Below are 17,739 nucleotides of genomic sequence, written 5' to 3' on the forward strand. Positions count from 1 at the left end.
TCATCCACCCGCCACCGGTGGGAAGACACTGACCGTGTCTCCCTCGTCGAGTGCGGTTTCGAGACCGTCGAGGTGGACCACCTCGCGCCCGTTCTTCAGGACGTTTACGTGCGGTCGTATCTCGCCCCCCTCGAGGAGGCTGCCGGTGAGCCCGTCGTACTCGGATTCGAGCGCGTGGAGTACGTCACCCACCGTCGCGCCGTCTTCGACCTGCCAGTGAAGCGTCTTCTGTCCAACTGCCTCACGGAAGGTCGCAAAGAAGCGCAGTTCCAGTTCCATATACCACTTCGGCGGCGGTGAGACAAAAAGGTACGTCGCAGTGACGCACACCCACAGAAACGCCGTGGCGATTCGCCGTCGTGGAGGAGAGGAGTGCTGAAGCTAACCACCGTCATTCTGCAAATACTGGAATTACGCCGATTAAGACCATTCCATCCGATATTCCATGTCTAATTGAAGTTAATAAACTCGTTACAATACCTGTATGAAACATAGATATAACCGATAGGATATGGTCTCGCACAGAATAGCCGCAGTACTCGCCATCACGGTGGTCGTACTGACGGCGCCGATGGTCTCGGCTGTCTCCACGCAGTCCGTCGATGACGTGTTCGGGGACACGTCCACCGTCACGGACGCGGCGACCTCCACAGACGGGACCACGGCAAACCAGCCCTCCCAGAGAAACACCCCTGAATCGCCACCCTCCAATCGCTCAGCATCGGCCCCGTCACCCCCACAGAACGAATCGGCCTCGAAGAACGGGAGCGTGAAGGGCGGGAACGCAAAGGACGGGAACGCAAAGAACGGGGACGATAACGCGAAGAACGGAACCGCACCTGCGAACGAGAAGGCAAAAAACGAGAAAGATACCAGTAACGGAACTGAGACCGCGAACGACACCACCCCCACCCATGAACCGGCGAACGACGATGCGTCTCCCGTAAACGAGAGCCAAACAGGAACGGACCAGAACGACAGCACATCCGGTAACGAGTCCGGCGAGACGACGCCAGCGGCCGAGAGCCCACAGAACGAAAGCGACACTCCAAGCGGGCACACCCCCACCGAGACAGCCGCAAACACCGACAAGAAACCTGCAAACACCGGCGAGACACCGACGAAACAACCACCTAACCAAACATCTACGAGTGAAGACACTCCGGGGAACGACAGCGCCCCAGCCGAGAGCAGTGCCAAAGACGATGCACCCCCGGCGAACGCTGGTGAGCCAGCGGCCGACGACACTCCAGCGAGTGACGCTGCCGAAAGAGATACGACACCCGCAAACGACAACGCTCGAAACGGGAGCGACCACGCTCGAACCGACAAGCGGCCAGCCGACAGCTGCACGCTACCCGAGATGACGGTCGGACAGCAGGTCTCGGCGTTCGTCGGCAGTCTCCTCGGCACCGACCGTGCCAAAACGACTCCCGCAGACTGTGAGGAGGTCTCCGAGTGCACGCTTCCGCCGGAGGGCGGCGACTCGGATGCGACCATCGGCGAGCAGGTTTCTGCCTACGTCGCAAAGCTCCTCGACGAATCCCACAACTCGGGGGGCTCTGACTCGAACTACTGCCCCGACGACGGCGGAGCCGGTGAAGACGGTAGCGATGGTAGCGATGGTAGCGATGGCAGCGACGGCAGCGATGGCTCAGATAGCAACGATGGTTCCGATGGCACTGATGGTGCCGATAACACAGATGGCTCCGATAACACTGATAGCACCGATGGCGATGCTGGCGACACTGACAGTGTAGACGGGACTGACGGCAACGATGGAACCGACACCGACGGCTCCGATAGCAGTGATAGCACCACCGGCTCCGACAGCAGTGATAGCACTACTGGCTCCGACAACACTGGAGACACGAGCGGCACTGACGACGCCGAAAACACCGACGGAAGTGCTGGTGACGACACCGACGCGAGCAGCGGCGACTCCGCTGACGGTGGCGACAGCGGGTCCGACGACAGCACTGCAACGGCCCCTTCACAAGACGACACGACAGCTGGAACCGGCGATGAGACCTCGTCATCAGACGACAGCACATCGTCGAATGATGAGACCTCAGGAGCCAGCGCAGGCGAGTCGAACAAAAGAAGCGGAGGTGGCAGTTCGAGTTCGGCTTCCGCGTCCGCCCGGTCACCCCCGTCGGCCCCCACTGCTCCCGACTCGCGAGAGTCACTTTCAGGGAGCGGAATCGTCGGTACCGGCGGTGGGACTGACGACGCCAGCGAGTCCGCTGACCAATCAGTGACTACCGCAGCGGAGCCATCCGGCCCGACTGTCCCCGATGTCGAAGATGTATTCGCTCCATCGGGAAGCGACCTCCAAGAGACCGTCACCACCCAAGCCAACAACCCGGTTGCGTACCTGTTGGTGCTCCTGTGGCTGCTGATTGTGGCTACTATCTACCGGTACTACAAACGTGAACTCCCGGTGCAACCGGAAGGCGTGTAGTCTCTTCCCGCATCCGGCTCGGCCTGTTTTTTTCCGCTTACCCTCTGACCAACTGCGTCACCCCGGCGCTTTCGGCGATGGCCCAGACGACGAACACGAAATAGGCGACGAGGAGCACGTACGCTTCCGGGCGGGTGAGCGAAAGCTCCGTCCGAAGGAGCGTAAACAGAAGGACGGTCGCGAGCGTGAGAACGCCCATCATCGGCACGGCGACGGCGAAGTCGATAGGGACGCTGCCGACGATGAGGACGCCGATAGGAATCGCGACCAGTAGGTCGAACGTGTTCGACCCGAGAACGTTGCCGAGACTCGTCGCACTGTTTCCGTTCTGTGCCGACCGAACACTGACCAGCAGGTCGGGGAGACTCGTCGCCGCGGCGATAATCGTCACACCCGCGAGGAACGTCGGAATGCCGAACGTCGCACCGAGGGATTCGACGTTTCCGACCAACTGCTCGACGGCGACGAGGATGATACCCAAACCGAGCGCCAGACGGCCCCACTCGCGAGCGACCGCGATATCGTCGTCGGGGGACGTGTCGCCGTCGTAATCGTCTACGTCCTGCCATTGAATGAAGAGGTACAAGCCGTACAAGAGGAGTGGAATCGCGGCGAGAGGGCGGGTGATGAGACCGGTCAACGGTGGGGCGTCAGCCACGGGAATGTAGATAACCGCGAGTGCGAACGTGACCACGAGAGTCGCGACCGCGACCATGTAGAACTGCGCTTCCTTGTAGACGATGACGCGACTCGTTTCGAGGTCACCTTCGGTAGACAACCCCGAAAGAGCGGGGATAACGAGGATGTTGAAGATAGCCGAGCCAACGATTGCGCCGACGCCCATGTCGAAGACGCCAGCAAGGGAGGCGAAGACGACACTCGTGAACTCGGGGAAACTCGAACCGAGCGCGACGATGACAGACCCCTGGACGACCGCCGGGAGTCCGTAGTAGGCTGCGAGACGGTCTGCCGCGTGTTCGAGCCACCCACTACCGAGCCAGATGAACCCCGTCGCGACGAGGACGAGAAGAACGTTCGTGGCGGGCGTACTCGGGAGTAATCCACCGAGGACCATGATAGTCTGCACGTTCATCGAATCGGTAAGTGAAGCCACCGATACTCGTCCGGTGAGGGTGCCCACCGAGCACCAAACAGGCTCCGGGCCCGTACTCACTCGGCGTCGCGAATCTCGACCGTGCCGACCGTGTCGATATCGACGACGAGGTCGCCGTAGTCAAATTCGAGCGCGCCACGGGAGAGTGCTGGCGACGTCGGCGAATCCTCGCCGAACAGTACGTTGATCGCGTCGGTATCGACGTACTCGCTGAGCGGGGGGAGTTCCGTCGGGTCACAATCTCTGTGCTCCGCCGCAGCGAACAGTATCGCCTCGGAAATCGTCTCAGACCGGTCGCAGTCGTACCAAACCCGAGTCTGCTCTGTCTCGTCTCGTCGGTGAGTGGTGAGTGTGCTGATAGTGTATCCCCCCAGACTGTATAGAGTACACTACTGACACTACCTGTTATATTTCTTGCGTACCGACAGTATACGCCGGCAGAATGTGAATCACAAGACGGCAGTGAGGCTACGGAAACTCGACAACAGTGCAAACGGCACGCAGTTACTCCCGTCAGAACAGCACACCGGCCCGCCTCGCGCGGGATACGTCAATAACCGAAGTCAGCCAATAATAATCGAATTCGGTCACTAGTCGACGCAAGTCGTCCGGTTACTCGCCGCCCCACTCGACGCGGTCGTACGAGTCGTCGAGCGCCTGCGCGTCTTCGGGGAGCAACGCGACCACGAGGAACTGCGGAAATGCCTCGAAGTGGTCGACCAAGGCGGCGATTCGGTCCGAGTCGATAGCCTCCACCGAATCGAGAAGCATGAACGGAACGTCCTCGTGGACGTCGTGGACGAGGTAGCCCGCGAGGGCGAACACGAGGCCGATAACCTCCCGTTCGCTCTCGCTGAGGTGGTCGATGGTGTCTTCGTACACCGCGCCGCTGTCGGCCGTTCTGACGATGTGCAGTTCGAACTGCGTCTGCATCACCTTCTGCCGTCCATCGCGAACGCGACGCTCGACGCGCTCTAACCACACGCGCTCGATGTTCTCGTATTCGAGGAGGTCGAGAACCGTCTCCATCTCCTCGTTGAACGCCTCGACGGCCGACGAAGTGAGCGATTGGATTCGCGTGCGGGCCGCTTCGAGGTCGGCGGTCAGTTGCTCGCGCTGGGCTTCGAGCGTCTCACGGCGGTTGAACTGTTCATCGATGGCGTCGAGTTCGTCGTTGACGTCGGCCAGGTCGTCGCGGGTGCGGTCGAGCGTGAATTCGACCTCGTTGAGGTCTTTGTGGAGTTCGATGAGCGTCTCGTTCGCCTGTCCCTGCTTGTCTTCGGCCTCGCGTTCCAACTGCTCGACGCGGGCGGCGAGTTCGTCGCGCTCCTCGGTCAGCGAGTCGATTTGCTCCGTGCGATTGTCGAGTTCGCCTTCCAACCGGTCGAGTTTTCGTCGGAGCGATTGCCGCTTGGACTGCGTCTCGTCGGCCGACCGGAGGTCGCGTTCGAGTTCGTCGAGTTCCCGTCGGAGTTCCGTCCGTCGCTCGCGTCGCTCGTCGCGAACGCCACGAAGCCGGGTCGTCGTCTCCTCGATTTGACTCTCTTCGACCTCCGTCCCACAGGTCCAGCAGGTAATCGTCTCCGAGGAGACGAGTTGGTCCGTCACCGACCCGCCGCTGGTCGATTCGACGAGGGTGTCTTCGATGAGGTCCGTCTTCCCGTCTAAGACGTCTTCGGTGTACTGGATGACCGTCTGGAGGTCAGCAATCGTGGTGTTGAGCGACTCGATTTGCCCCCGAATCTGCTCGACACGGTCCGTGACTTCGTCGCGGTCGATGTCGGCGGCCTCGACGGACTCCAGTTCGGATTCGAGTTCGGCGCGTTCAGTTCTGAGTGACTCGACGCTCTCGCGTTGGCTCTGCAGTCTGAACCGAACCGTCTCCAACTCCGACCGCGCATCCTGCAGTTCGCGCAGCGTCTCGTCCAGTTCGTCGCGCTGTGCGTGCTGGGTCTCGACAGTCTGGTCTTCGGCGTCGATTTGTTCTGCGAGGCGGTCTCGTTCAGCTTCGAGTTCCGAAATCTCTGTCTCTAATTCCTCCCGCCGCGATTCGAGGCGTCGCTGCTCCGATTCGAGCGATTCTAGCTCGGAAAGCTCCTGTTCGGTCTGTTTTCGCTCGCGCTGCAGGCTTCGAATTTCGGCGTTGATGGCCTCCGTATCGACCGGAGCCATGATGACGTCGTGGAGGTCACGGTTCGTGACGACCGCCTGCCGCGCCTCGTTCGACCCGAGAAGAAACGCGAACAACTCCGCGGTCGACGCGTCCTGTAAGTAGGGGGTGCCGTCGAATACGACGCGGCCGTTTTCGCGAGAGAGATGACGCGTGTACGTCCGGCCGTCCAGTTCAAGTTCGACCGACCCCTCGTCTGCGTCGCTCTTGAGACTCACCGCGTCGCTGCCGCAGACGCCCATGAGTCCCCGCAGGAACGAGGTTCGGTTCGTTGCGTTCCGACCGGTAAGCACCGTCACACCCGGAGAGAGTGTCACGTCTCGCGTGTCGATGCCACCGATATGTTGTAGTCTGACAGTTGCGTCCGTGGGTGCCTCTGAGTTCGTCATAGTGTGTCTGAGAGAGTGTGCTGTGCCTCGACGCCGCTACTCCTCTGCTGTGTGCTCACAGCGACAGTGCCCGGAAGTGAGTAGTTCTGTCGGCGTCAGGCGTGTTTCGCAGTCTGTACACGTGATTCGGATATCGACGTCGACCTCGAACGGGCCGATGAACACCGCCCCCGAATCGACAAGTCGGTCGACCACGTCGGTCGTGACGACCCGAAGACGCGACCGCAACTTTCGAATCGTATCCAGCCCGGATTTCGTCGCGGTCTCGTCGTCTTCCTCGGTCGATTCGCGTTCGACGTTTCTGTGTCGCTTGAGATAGTTGTAGACGGATTGGTAGGAAATGATGTCCGCTTCCAACTGGTCGACGTCGACACCGTTCTCCCGGAGGGAGTTTCGCGCCGCGGTCCGACTGCCGGCGCTCACGTCGTCGTCAGTCAGGAGTCGATAGAAGTTGTCGACTTCACCGTCGAGGACGTGCGCGCCAGCCTCGTCGAGTGCTGCCCGAATGAGTTGCTTGTTGACGTCGGTTTCGAGTTCACGGAGGCTCCGCTGCTCGCGTCCCTCGCCCAACCAGGCAGCGACGAGTTCGTCACCGAGTCCAGACAGACCGTAGCGCTCGGCGACGCGTTCGATTTTTGGTCCGGTGCCTCCCCGACGGGAGACGGTGTCGCCTGAATTTGGCATTGCTGTCTGTACAGTTCACTCTCAGTGCTCCAGTTGTAAATATTCTCCCATTGCATTGACAAGAAAATGTAACGACAACTCCTAACGTGGTATGACGATTACGAAGGTCTGAAACATATGTTTAAGACTATTTTCGAACAACCATTTTTCTTATACATTCCTTTGTTCCACTTATTCCACAGCCATAGCTAATCAGAGTGAAATCTAGCCAAATAGCATTTGAATCTCAATTTGATGGGCGAAAAATAGTTTCTCCCAAAAACAGTCGTGCTCTATTTTTGCGTTACTGCTCGCTGCGACGAGTCCAGACAGCGAGAGTCGTCCCCAGCAGAAGCACACCGAGGGCCGGAAGCCATGGACCGGGGACCGACGTGGAAGTCTGTTCGGGGGTCGCTGACTCGGTGTTCGGAGTGAGGACGCCATCGTCAGTCGTCGTCTGCGGCGTCTGTGTCGACGTGGCTGCAGTCGTCGACGGAGACGATGTCGTGGCCGACGTGGTCGTGTTACTCGGCGACTGAGTCGTCTCTGCAGGAGTCTGCGTCGCGGTGGTCGCAGCGGGTGTCGACGTCTCCGAGTCCGACCCGCCACCTCCCGGAGCAGACGTCTCCGAGTCTGACCCACCATCGCCCGGGGCAGACGTCTCCTCAGATGACGACTTCTCGACGGTGAGTGACTGCGTACCGCTGATGCCGATGAGTTCGTGTTTCCCTTTGACGGTCGTCTCGTTCCGGACGACTGCGTAGACGTCGTAGGTTCCCTCGTCGAGGTCGGACGAGAGAGATGCTTCGTACGCGAGCGAGTCAGTCTCGCTGGCGTCCACGCGGGACACGACGGAGTCGTTCTGTGCGACGACGACTTCGACCGAGTGGGGGTCGGGTATCTCTGTGATTTTTGACAGCGACACGTCGACCGTTACACCCTCGCCGACTGTGGTTTGGTCGGGCAGGTCAGCAGAGACACGGTATGCGGAGACGACGATTGGCTGGATTCGTTCGATGTTCCCATCGGCATAGATGGCGGCGAGATACGAACCGGGGTTCCCGAAGTAGGTCGTGTCGAACGTCGCCGAACCGTCATCATCTACGGGGGACGTATCGACGATGTCGCGGTCGCCGTTGTAGATGTAGATATCGTAGTCGGTGCCAGACGGTGATTCGGTGTTGACGGTGAGTGTGTCGTTTTTGTCGACTTGACCGACCGACGAGACCTCGTATTCGTCGCCCTCTATCGTCACGGTTCGATTGGGCGTGTCGATATCGTTCGCCGTCGATATCGAGTAGTCAGTCGCGCCGAGAACGGTCGGCGCGACGCCGCCGCAGAGGAGGGCGACGATGAGTACGCTCGAAACGAGTAACCGAAGAGACATACGAGTATATGTTCACCAAGCCGACAAATGCTTTGTCGTTCAGGCGGTGCCCGTTCAGAAAAAATGACCGGAAAATCGACTGTCGAGCTATTGCTTCTGTTTTATCTTCGCACATATCACGGGTTTAGTTTCGCTAGACGAAAACACTATTATCTGAGACATGAAATGCGAACTTAATGCCCGACACAATTAGAGATATCGGCCGGATAGGCCTCCTGTTACTACTAGTAGTATCGGTATATACTGGTAGTGTCGCAGGATACGTGGGATTCACCGGGGACGTGGCTGCCGGAGTCTCCGACGATCAGTTGCTCGAAGCAAGCGACGACGTTGACGTCTGGGAGCGTGCAGGGCTGCCGTTCCGTGCAGACACGTCGAACGCTGCATCGACCGTCGAAAACATGGACGTGTTCGTGAACATCGCGGACCAGAACACCGGCGACGTCCCTGCGAACAAAGACGAGTTGGCGGTGTACGACAGCGACGACACGGTCACGCTCGAATTTGAGGATACCACTGGTGCTGGCGTCTCGAGCTTTGCAGGCGAAGACGCCCAACTGCTCGTCGCCAAACTCGACGCCGACCACTCAATTCTCGACGACGACTACACGGGGCTGACCGTCTCCGAGGCAATCGACCTCGTGACGGTCCCGAACGCGAACAACAACGCCACGTTCGAAATGATCGACGCCGGTCAGCTCGATGGCGACGGTGAGACGTCGATTAACTACGACCTCTCCACGCAGGGAACGAACAAGGGAATAGAGCGCGGCTCCGGCCAGTACATGTTCTTCCTCGTTCAGAACGACACTGGCAACAGTGACGCGAACGACGGCTTCGAAGTCGATAACAGCGGCCAACTCTCGATAAGCGGCCAGACGCAGGTTATCGGGATGGACGCAGTCGCCGTGCAGTCGACGTCCGCAACGGCTTCTGCGAGCGATGTCGACCAGGGTGACTCGGTCACTATCGACGTCGATGCGTCCGGTCTCTCGGACAGCACGCCGAACCACACGCTCGTGGTCTACCACAAAGAGACGTTCGAGAACGCCCGAGCCGTGGTCAATTCGCCGAACATCTCCCGAGACCTCGAAGCCGACGACATCGAAATCGAACACAAGATTTCGAAGCTCAACGGCCCGGTCAAAAACGCCCAAGAGGTGACGATTGGCGGTGCGACCATCGGGGCAGGCTCCGATAGCGGCCCCGTCTCGGTGAGCACGGCAATTGACTACCTCGTTGACTCGGCTGGAACCGAACGACCGCAGAACAGTCTGCTTTCGAACCCGACCGAGCTTGACGGTGCGGTCTACACCTACGCGGGCCAGAGCCTGAACAGTGTCACGGTCGACACCCAAGACGACTGGAAGACCGGTGACTACCGTTATATCTACATCGCCGGTGGGTCGGACTCGACCGAACTCGCGACGGTGTGTGGAACGTTCGAACTCAAATCTGATTCGTCGACCGGTCCGCCAAGCGGTGGCGGTGGCGGCGGCGGTGGTGGCGGCGGTGACGACGGCGGTGACGACGACGACGATGACGATGACAGCGACACGACCCCGCCGGTCGACAAGCCTGACGTGACGAAGGAAGTCGACAAGAAGAACGGCTCGGTCAAGGTCTCCATCAAGAACCCCGGCGTCAACAAGGAGTTCGAAATCGACCTCGGAACCGACGACGAGGAAGGAGACGAAACCGAGGCCAACGACACTGGTGCGAAGGTCACCAAGCTCGGTCTCAACCTCTCGAAGAGCGCAGAGAACGTCAACGTGAGCGTCAAGAGCCTGGACAAGCGCCCGGACAACATCACGGAAGACCCGAGTGACAAGACGGTCGGCTACGTGCAGGTCGACGTCGGCGGTGTCGACGATGACGACGACGTCAACAGTGCGCGCTTTACCTTCTCCGTCAGCCAGAAGCGCCTCGACGAAATCGAGGCTGCACCCGAGGACATCGTCCTCTACCGGCACCACGACGGCGAGTGGCAGGAACTCGAAACGACCTACCTCGGTGATGGTGAGTTCGAAGCCGAGACGCCCGGCTTCTCCGTCTTCGCAATCGGCACGAAGAAACAGCAGGTGACGACCACGACGACGGCCGAACCCACCACGACCACGACGGCCGAACCGACGACGATGACCGACGAGCCAACGACCGACAAGCCGACCACTGACGAACCGACGACCACGACCGGGACGGGTATCCCCGGCTTCGGTGCCACGGTCTCCGTCTTGGCACTCATCGCAGTGGTGCTCGTCGCACTCCGACGCGACTAACCACAGCCGACTCTCTCCTCTCGTCTTCTTTTTCGAGCCGCAACCGACGGCGAGTCGTGAGTGCGCAGTTCCACCGCACCGAGTCGAAAACCCGGTACATTCTAATGCGCTGTTTCGCAACAAGGGAGGTATGGGAGCGACCAAGCGACAGCGGTTCGTGTTCGCCCAGATGGGGTGGATGCTGGGCGTGACGCTGCTGTTAGTCCTCGTAGAGTCGCTCACACTCGAACTGTTCTTCGTCGTCTCGCTCATCGGGTTTCTCGTCGTGACCGAACTGACCGCACCGTTCCGCGTGACGCCAGCGTGGCGGCGGCGACTGTTGTGGGTCATCGCGGCCGGGCTCGTCGGATTCGGGTACATCGTGATTCGACGGATTCTCTCGATTCTTCCGCCGGGGGTCTTCTGAAAATGGCTCGACTCGACCGTCGGTTCCGACTCGCTATCGCCGCGTTCGCGCTCGTCGTGGTGGTCGTCGCGGGTGTCGGGCTATCCACGTCGACAGCGAGTTTCAGTACCTACAACAGCGGGTGGGACGGAAGCGCAGGCTTACAGGATGTCGCGACCGATGCGGGCGCAGACGTCGCCGTGGCGACGACTTCCGCCCGATACAACACGACCGACGCGTCGACGGCGTTCGTCGTCGCTCCCGAGACAAGCTACTCGCAATCGGAGATTCGGACGATTCGGTCGTACGTGACCGAGGGCGGGACACTGGTCGTCGCCGGTGACTTCTCGCGCCCGGCGAACGACTTGCTTCGCGGGCTCGGGACCGAGTCTCGGCTCGATGGACGTCTGTTGCGCGACGAACAGCACTACTACCGCTCGCCGAACCTCACCGTCGCCACCACCGTCCGCAACCAGTCGGTGACGACGAACGTGTCGCAACTCACGCTCAACTACGGGACCGCAATCGAACCCGGAAACGCCACGGTGCTCGCGTCGTCGTCGAATTTCTCGTATCTGGACACCAACGCCAACGGCGAGATAGATGCGGCGGAGTCACTGGGGAGCCGAGCAGTCGTCACCCGTGAGTCGGTCGGAAACGGCACGGTCGTCGTCGTGAGCGACCCGAGTCTCTTCATCAACGCGATGGTCGAGCGCCCGGACAATCGCCAGTTCGTCCAGAATCTCGTCGCCGACGAGGAGCGGGTTCTCGTCGACGCCTCACACCAGAAGACGGTGCCGCCGCTGGCCGCGGCGCTCCTCGCTATCGAGGAAAGTTCACTTCTCACGGGGGTCGTGGGCCTCCTCGGAATCGGTGGACTCGGTCTCCTCCTCCGACACGGTGGCATCGAGTGGGTTCGAACGCGCGTTCGTGAGGACGACCCGGACGACCGAATTCCGGTCGATGCACTCGCGCAGTCGGTCGCGGCGTCGAACCCCGAGTGGGACGCAGATGACGTTCGTGAAGTGATAAAAGAAGTTATCAACACGGACAGATAACCCGCAGAAGATGGCTGCGCCCCAAGAGCTCTACGCTGCGATTCGAGACGAGGCGAGCTCGGTTCTCATCGGGAACGAAGACATCGTCGAGCGTCTCACCATCTCACTTTTGACCGACGGACACGTTCTCCTCGAAGGCATTCCCGGCGTCGCGAAGACCACTATCGCGAACCTCTTCGCACGAGCGCTCGGTCTCGACTTCCAGCGCATTCAGATGACGCCGGACCTCCTCCCAGCCGACGTGACGGGCACGAACGTCTATCGGGAGAACATCGGCGAGTTCCAGCTTCAGCGCGGCCCGGTATTCGGAAACGTCATCGTCGCCGACGAGATTAACCGGGCGACGCCGAAGACGCAGTCGGCGCTGCTCGAAGCGATGCAGGAGCGACAGGTCACTATCGAGGGGAAGACCCTCTCGCTTCCCGAGCCGTTTCTCGTGATTGCGACGCAGAACCCCATCGAGATGGACGGCACGTTCGGGCTTCCGGAGGCGCAGCGCGACCGCTTCCAGTTCAAGTTGACCGTCGACCTCCCGGACCGCGACGAGGAAGCGGCCATTCTCGACCGCTTTACGAAGGACCCGTCGCTGACGAGCACCAGCATCGACTCGGTGATCGAAAGCGGCGACGTCGAGGAGGCCAAAGCCACCGTCACCGAGGTCCACATCGCGCAGCCAGTCCGGTCGTATCTGCTCGATATTATCGAGGCGACCCGCGAAAACGAGTACGTCGAACACGGTGCCTCGCCGCGTGCGGGCATCACGACACTCCGCGCCGCACAAGCACACGCGTCAATCGACGGCCGCGAGTACGTTGTTCCCGACGACATCAAGCAACTCGCCGCAGACGCACTCTCGCACCGACTCGTCCTCAGTACGAACGCGGAGTTGAGTAACGTGACGCCGCGCGAAATCATCGAGGAAGTTCTCGACTCGGTGGCTGCCCCGGACGCTGACGAGGTGCTCGACACACTCGAGGCCCCCGAAGTCGAAGCCTAAGCAGACTCGTTTTTCAGAACCGGAACGTCACGAGCGTCCCGCTGTCGTTCGTGAGTAGTTCGCCCACGCGAACCGGCGTCCCGAGTGTCGTGGCGAGGCCGACCGCGAGCACGGACACCGAAGGGTGGTCGAACTGGTCAGCCTCACCGTATGCTGGGCCGGTGAGTCGCGCCGTTGCACGGCCGCCGTCGGCGTCGATGTCGAGGTCCACGTCGTCGACGAGTTCGAACTGTTCGACGAGGGCGTCGCCGAGCGTCTCGAATCGGGCTTCGGGGTCGGCGTCGTCGCCTGTCGCAGCCACCGAGAGTTCGTCGACGAGGCGCTGTCCGGTGGGCGTGAGGGCGACACCACGCGACTGTGGCGTCCCGGCGTCGACGAAGAACTCCGACAGCGACTCGCGCGACGGGACCTCGTAGTCGTGGAGTTGGGGGACGAACAGTTTGGCCTCAGGGCCGGTGTCGTCGCCCACGGGCACGTACACCGACTCGTCGGCGAGGCCGAGTTCTTCGCGCAGGTGCGTTCCCGTCTCTCTGTGGGCGTGATACGCCGATTCGCCGACGCTCACGGGGACGAGTCGGTCCGGTGTGAGGAAATACAGGAGGACGCCGCCGAAGATGCCGATACTCCCGAGCACGAGGAAGACGGTCCTGAGCGCCGGGAGAAGGGCCGCGGCGACGAGCGCCACGGCACCGATGGCACCGAGTGCGAGGGCGCTCGTTCGGTACTGACTCTGCCGAGCGCGGAGATACTCGCGGCGGAGTCGCCGGTTGTCGGCACGGAGGGCCGCAATCTCCGCATCGGTGTCTAACTGCGCGTCCTCAGTGTCCGTAGCGTGTGTCTCTTCCTGCATGGTTAGGAGTCTGGGAGGAGGTCGAGCGCGACGAGTTCGTATCGGTGGAGTCCGTACGCCGCGAGCGCGAGTCCGAGTGTCGTTCCGAAGGCGACGGCTTCGAAAGACGCCGCCGCGAGCGCGACGACGACAGCCACGCACACACCGGCCGTGAGCGCGAGATAGCCCGCAACGGTGCGTCCGTCGAAGGTCCCCTCACGAAGCGACGCCGCGCCGACGAGCGTTGCGAGGCCGAGCGTGACACCCACTGCCTGAACGCTGCTGGCGTCGTTGCCCACGGCTACCACGGCGACGACGACAGCAGTGCTCAGCGCGTACGGGAGTGGAAGGTACCACATGGCCGCGAGGATACCACCGACGAGCGGAACGGTGAGAAAGCCCACAGAGGGCCACGTCGTAAGGCCAATGAGGAGGACACCAGCGAGTGCGACGACGACCCACGAGCGCGATGGTGGCCGACCGGCCGTGTCCGACTCGTCGCTCATCGGTTCCCTCCTTGTCGGTTCCGAACGGGCTGTGAGCCGCGGAGGAGTGTCTCACGTTTGTCTTTCGGGCTGAGTTCCATCGCCGAGACGTTGGTGAGGCGGTCGAGGCGCTTTCGGAACGACTCGAAGTCGAGGTACGCGTCATAGCTCTGTTCGGGCGTCGACTCGGATTCGAAGAACGTAGTCGGAGCGACGAACACGAGCAGTTGCACGCCGCGGTTACTGGCGAACTTCGCGGATTCGAGGAGTTCCTCGCGGTGGGTGTCGTCGGTGAAGAAGACGAGCCAGAGGTTCTCCGAGCGGTCGGCGATGACGCGTCGCGTCGCGGTGAAAAACGGGCTGGATTCGACCTTCTCGACGTACGGATGCATCGTCTGGAAGTACGGCCTGAGCGTCCGCGCGTAGACAGACGAGTCGCCGTCGAGTGACGTCCGCAGGTCGTTGGCCCGTTCCGGCACGGACAATCGAGAATCGTCGCCACCACTGCGGGTCGTCATCGCGCTGCCACCGACAGCAGAGAACAGCGAGCGAATCGTTGCGTACTGCACGTCTGCCGCCTGGCTCGCGCGAACCGACTGCACGTCGTCTTCCGAGACAGTATAGAGGCCGAGCGGGTCACTCATGGTTGCCGCGCTGTTGGCGAACGCGAGCGCGACTTCGCGGACGAAGTCTATCTTCCTGCGTCCGGCGGGGCCGTCCCACATCGACGAGCGTTCGTCGACGATGAGACCGACCTCGCGGGTCGTCTCCACGTCGTGTTCGCGGATGTGGGGTTTGTTGAGCCGGGCGGTCGCCTTCCAGTCGATACGGCTGATATCGTCGCCCGGCATGTACTCCCGGAGGTCGGCCGCACCGACGCCCGGGCCGCGCTGGCCGGACTCGTGTTCGCCGAACCCGGCGGAGATTTCCATGCCGCCCTTGCCGACGAAGAGCTTGTCCGACGCCCGCGGTTCGACCCGGATGTCGAAGCCGCCACCCTGCGTGAACGACTCCGTGAACAGGCCGAAGTCGTCTTCGACGCGAACGTCGGGCGCGTCGAACGAGAACTCTCCTGCGATGGGAGCGCGGAACGTCCCGACGTGCGTGGCCGAATCGGAATCGGGCGTGAGCGACACTGCGGGCCATCCGTCGGGGTCGTCGATACCGACCGGTGAGTCGGGCGTTATCGTCACCGAACACGGGGTCGAAAGCGACGCCGATGCGGTGAGCCTGACGGAGAACGGTTCTTCGGCACCGACCTGTGTTCGGAGTGGCGATAGCGTCACGTCGAGCGACGAGCGAACGTCGCGGACGCCGACGTAGAACCGATACTGGGCGGCGAGCAGCCACGCGGCGGCCGCGACCCCGCCGAGGAGGAAGACGGACGAGTCGATGGCGACGCCGAAGGTGGCGAGGAACCCCGCGAGGGCGGCCATCTCCCAGTATCGGCGCGTCGCCTGCATATCAGACGACGGGTGGTATGGCGACTTAAGTGGTGTGGAGTCGGGCGTTTTCTCGGACAGAAGCGGTTTTGTCCGTGGCCTCGAAACGCCGCCATGTGCGATTGAACTCGGTGGTTCGTGCGTGTCTGTTTGCGGTCCTCGTCGGTGGACTCGTCGCCTCTCCAGCGGTGGGTGCTGTCGGCGAATCACCATCGGCGAGTGCCGTCGGCGAATCGCCAGCGGAGGGTGCTGTCGACGCAGTCGGCGCAGTCGGTGCGGCGACGCCTGCAGACGGTGCGTCGGCTGTCGCGACGGAACCCAACTCGCTCGTCGCCGGGAGCGAGGTGGCACAGGTCGAACCCACCGAGTCGACGAACAATTCGACGGCGAACACGTCAGCGACGCCACCGCAACACGAAAAGCCGGACCGCGTCGAGGGCGACCGCGACCTCCAGGCGCTGCAATCGTGGCTCCAGGGACGGATGAACGAGTACGTCCTGGAGTGTACGGGAGAGTTGAACACGACCCAAGAAGCGCTCTGTGCACAGCGCAACGAGAGCTACCCGCAGTGGGTCTCACAGTACGTCACGCTGAGCGAGCAGACCGACTCCGAGCGCGACGACCAGACGGCACAGGCGTACGACGAGGTCCGACAGACACAACAGCGCTACTCGAACCAGACGCGTCAGTTCGAAGACCTGCGTGTCGCCTACGAGACGGCACGAGAGAACGGGAACGAGACGCGGGCCCGCGAACTCGCGCGCCGACTTGCCGAGTTGGCCGGTGAGTTGAACGACACCTCGGCGGCGCTTCAGACGAGCGTTCGAGCAGTCGGAAATAACACCAGTACGGATGTTACACCAGCGGTCGAGGAACTCGACCAACAGACGGCGGCGCAAGTCGCGGCAGCCGAGGAGATTCGAGAGCGCGAACTCACCGACACGCAGCTTTCGGTCTCACTCAACCGGACCCGAGTCGGGTTCACTCGCCCGGTTCGAGTGCGTGGTGTGCTCCGCGACGAAACCGGCGCTGCGGTCGCAAACCAGTCGGTTCGGGTTCGCGTCGGCGGGCAACTGTTCTCGACCGAAACCGACGGGACAGGCCAGTTTTCGCTTGCGTATCGACCGGTGCTAGTCGCTGCCGACGCGACGAATCTCTCGGTCGCGTTCGTTCCCGAGGATAGCTCGGTGTATCTCGGGTCGGCCGAGAGCCACGCCGTGACTGTCGAGCAAGTGACTGCGACGACGACGGTCGAGACTGACGCACAGACCATCAGCTACGGCAAGTCGGTGGCTGTGACTACGACCGTCGCAGTCGACGGCAGCCCGGTTTCTGACGCCCCCATCGACCTTCGGGCGACGGGGTTCGACCCCAATCGCTCGACGATGGGAGACAGAGACGAGATGGTCACGGGAGACAGCTACGAGATGGTCACGGGAGCGGAGGGAATGGCGTCGGTTTCGCTGGTGCTCGATTCGAACGCTTCGGTTGGTGACCAGACGCTCGCAGTCGCCGGAAGCAACGATACCGCGGTCGCGATTCCAGCGGCGACGACGACGGTGACTGTCGAGCCGACTGCGACCGACCTCGACGTGGCCGTCGAAGACAGAAACGAGAGCACGGTGGTCGTGGCCGGGACGCTTGCGACGAGTGGCGGGACGCCCATCTCGAACCGAACCGTGGCGTTCGTCGTCGCCAACGAAACCGTCGGCACGGCGACGACGGACGAAAACGGCACGTTCGAGTCTGAACTCCCGAGTTCGGCGTTCCCCGACACGGGGACGGTGGCGCTCGTGACGCAGTTCGAGTCCGACCGCGGGCTGCTCGAAGCGACGAGCGTGACCACCGATATCGACTTCGGGAGCGAGTCGTCCGGGTTCCCGGTGCAGGTGGTGCTTCTGGTCGTCGGCCTCGGTGTCGTCGCGGGCGGCGTCGGCGTAGGCTGGTGGTGGCGTCGGGACGCCGCAGGCGAGAGAGGGAGAGGAGTCGGAAGTGCTGGTGAGAGTGTCACAGCGCAGCCAGCCACGCAGCTCTCTGGCGAGACGGCTGCGGTGAGCAGTGACGAATCGAACTCTGG

Annotated in this window: 15 protein-coding genes; 6 read left to right on the forward strand and 9 right to left on the reverse strand. The window is 61.9% G+C overall.

Annotated elements, in window-relative coordinates; all coding sequences use genetic code 11:
• Positions 1 to 279: a ubiquitin-like small modifier protein 1 gene (locus C453_RS16645; RefSeq protein WP_008326287.1), complete on the reverse strand. Its 279-nt coding sequence runs from the start codon at positions 277 to 279 to the stop codon at positions 1 to 3.
• A 232-nt stretch (positions 280 to 511) separates the two neighbouring features.
• Between C453_RS16645 and C453_RS16650 the strand changes: the two genes are divergently transcribed.
• Entirely contained in the window at positions 512 to 2,464 is a 1,953-nt protein-coding gene (locus C453_RS16650; protein ID WP_008326289.1) for a hypothetical protein, read from the forward strand.
• A gap of 37 nt (positions 2,465 to 2,501) precedes the next feature.
• On the opposite strand, the gene C453_RS16655 is transcribed toward C453_RS16650, so the two are convergent.
• The 5 genes from C453_RS16655 to C453_RS16670 all read right to left on the reverse strand — a co-directional run bounded on the left by C453_RS16655 (position 2,502) and on the right by C453_RS16670 (position 8,187).
• A complete protein-coding gene (locus tag C453_RS16655) occupies positions 2,502 to 3,539 on the reverse strand; it encodes a sodium:calcium antiporter (protein WP_049907817.1) in 1,038 nt (345 codons plus the stop codon).
• Positions 3,540 to 3,634: 95 nt separating this feature from the next.
• Complete coding sequence (locus C453_RS19640; protein ID WP_338035951.1) at positions 3,635 to 3,952, reverse strand: HalOD1 output domain-containing protein; 318 nt, start codon at positions 3,950 to 3,952, stop codon at positions 3,635 to 3,637.
• Between the two features lie 238 nt (positions 3,953 to 4,190).
• Positions 4,191 to 6,137 (reverse strand): archaea-specific SMC-related protein, encoded by a 1,947-nt coding sequence (locus C453_RS16660; RefSeq protein ID WP_008326291.1) that lies wholly within the window; start codon positions 6,135 to 6,137, stop codon positions 4,191 to 4,193.
• Positions 6,138 to 6,173: 36 nt separating this feature from the next.
• Positions 6,174 to 6,821, reverse strand: coding sequence for a rod-determining factor RdfA (gene rdfA / locus C453_RS16665; protein ID WP_008326292.1), 648 nt, complete (start codon positions 6,819 to 6,821; stop codon positions 6,174 to 6,176).
• A 283-nt stretch (positions 6,822 to 7,104) separates the two neighbouring features.
• The gene (locus C453_RS16670; protein ID WP_008326293.1) at positions 7,105 to 8,187 is read right to left on the reverse strand and encodes a hypothetical protein; all 1,083 of its coding nucleotides are present in this window, start codon (positions 8,185 to 8,187) and stop codon (positions 7,105 to 7,107) included.
• 263 nt (positions 8,188 to 8,450) lie between these two features.
• Here C453_RS16670 and C453_RS16675 point away from each other — a divergent pair, with 263 nt between their 5' ends.
• The 4 genes from C453_RS16675 to C453_RS16690 all read left to right on the forward strand — a co-directional run bounded on the left by C453_RS16675 (position 8,451) and on the right by C453_RS16690 (position 12,906).
• A complete protein-coding gene (locus tag C453_RS16675) occupies positions 8,451 to 10,466 on the forward strand; it encodes a PGF-pre-PGF domain-containing protein (RefSeq protein ID WP_152418077.1) in 2,016 nt (671 codons plus the stop codon).
• A gap of 130 nt (positions 10,467 to 10,596) precedes the next feature.
• The gene (locus C453_RS16680) at positions 10,597 to 10,872 is read left to right on the forward strand and encodes a hypothetical protein (protein WP_008326295.1); all 276 of its coding nucleotides are present in this window, start codon (positions 10,597 to 10,599) and stop codon (positions 10,870 to 10,872) included.
• Positions 10,873 to 10,874: 2 nt separating this feature from the next.
• Positions 10,875 to 11,909, forward strand: coding sequence for a DUF4350 domain-containing protein (locus C453_RS16685; RefSeq protein WP_008326296.1), 1,035 nt, complete (start codon positions 10,875 to 10,877; stop codon positions 11,907 to 11,909).
• A 10-nt stretch (positions 11,910 to 11,919) separates the two neighbouring features.
• The gene (locus C453_RS16690; RefSeq protein WP_008326299.1) at positions 11,920 to 12,906 is read left to right on the forward strand and encodes an AAA family ATPase; all 987 of its coding nucleotides are present in this window, start codon (positions 11,920 to 11,922) and stop codon (positions 12,904 to 12,906) included.
• Between the two features lie 13 nt (positions 12,907 to 12,919).
• On the opposite strand, the gene C453_RS16695 is transcribed toward C453_RS16690, so the two are convergent.
• The 3 genes from C453_RS16695 to C453_RS16705 are packed head-to-tail and all read right to left on the reverse strand — an operon-like array spanning position 12,920 to position 15,683.
• The gene (locus C453_RS16695) at positions 12,920 to 13,756 is read right to left on the reverse strand and encodes a hypothetical protein (protein ID WP_008326301.1); all 837 of its coding nucleotides are present in this window, start codon (positions 13,754 to 13,756) and stop codon (positions 12,920 to 12,922) included.
• Between the two features lie 2 nt (positions 13,757 to 13,758).
• A complete protein-coding gene (locus C453_RS16700) occupies positions 13,759 to 14,241 on the reverse strand; it encodes a hypothetical protein (RefSeq protein ID WP_008326303.1) in 483 nt (160 codons plus the stop codon).
• A complete protein-coding gene (locus C453_RS16705; RefSeq protein ID WP_008326304.1) occupies positions 14,238 to 15,683 on the reverse strand; it encodes a DUF58 domain-containing protein in 1,446 nt (481 codons plus the stop codon). Before C453_RS16705 ends, C453_RS16700 begins: the two co-directional genes overlap by 4 nt.
• 95 nt (positions 15,684 to 15,778) lie before the next feature.
• On the opposite strand from C453_RS16705, the gene C453_RS16710 reads away from it, so the two are divergent.
• Positions 15,779 to 17,739, forward strand: a 1,961-nt coding sequence (locus tag C453_RS16710; protein ID WP_008326305.1) for a hypothetical protein, incomplete at its 3' end; no start/stop codon positions are given.

The organism is Haloferax elongans ATCC BAA-1513 (assembly GCF_000336755.1).
GTDB classification, from domain to species: Archaea; Halobacteriota; Halobacteria; order Halobacteriales; family Haloferacaceae; genus Haloferax; species Haloferax elongans.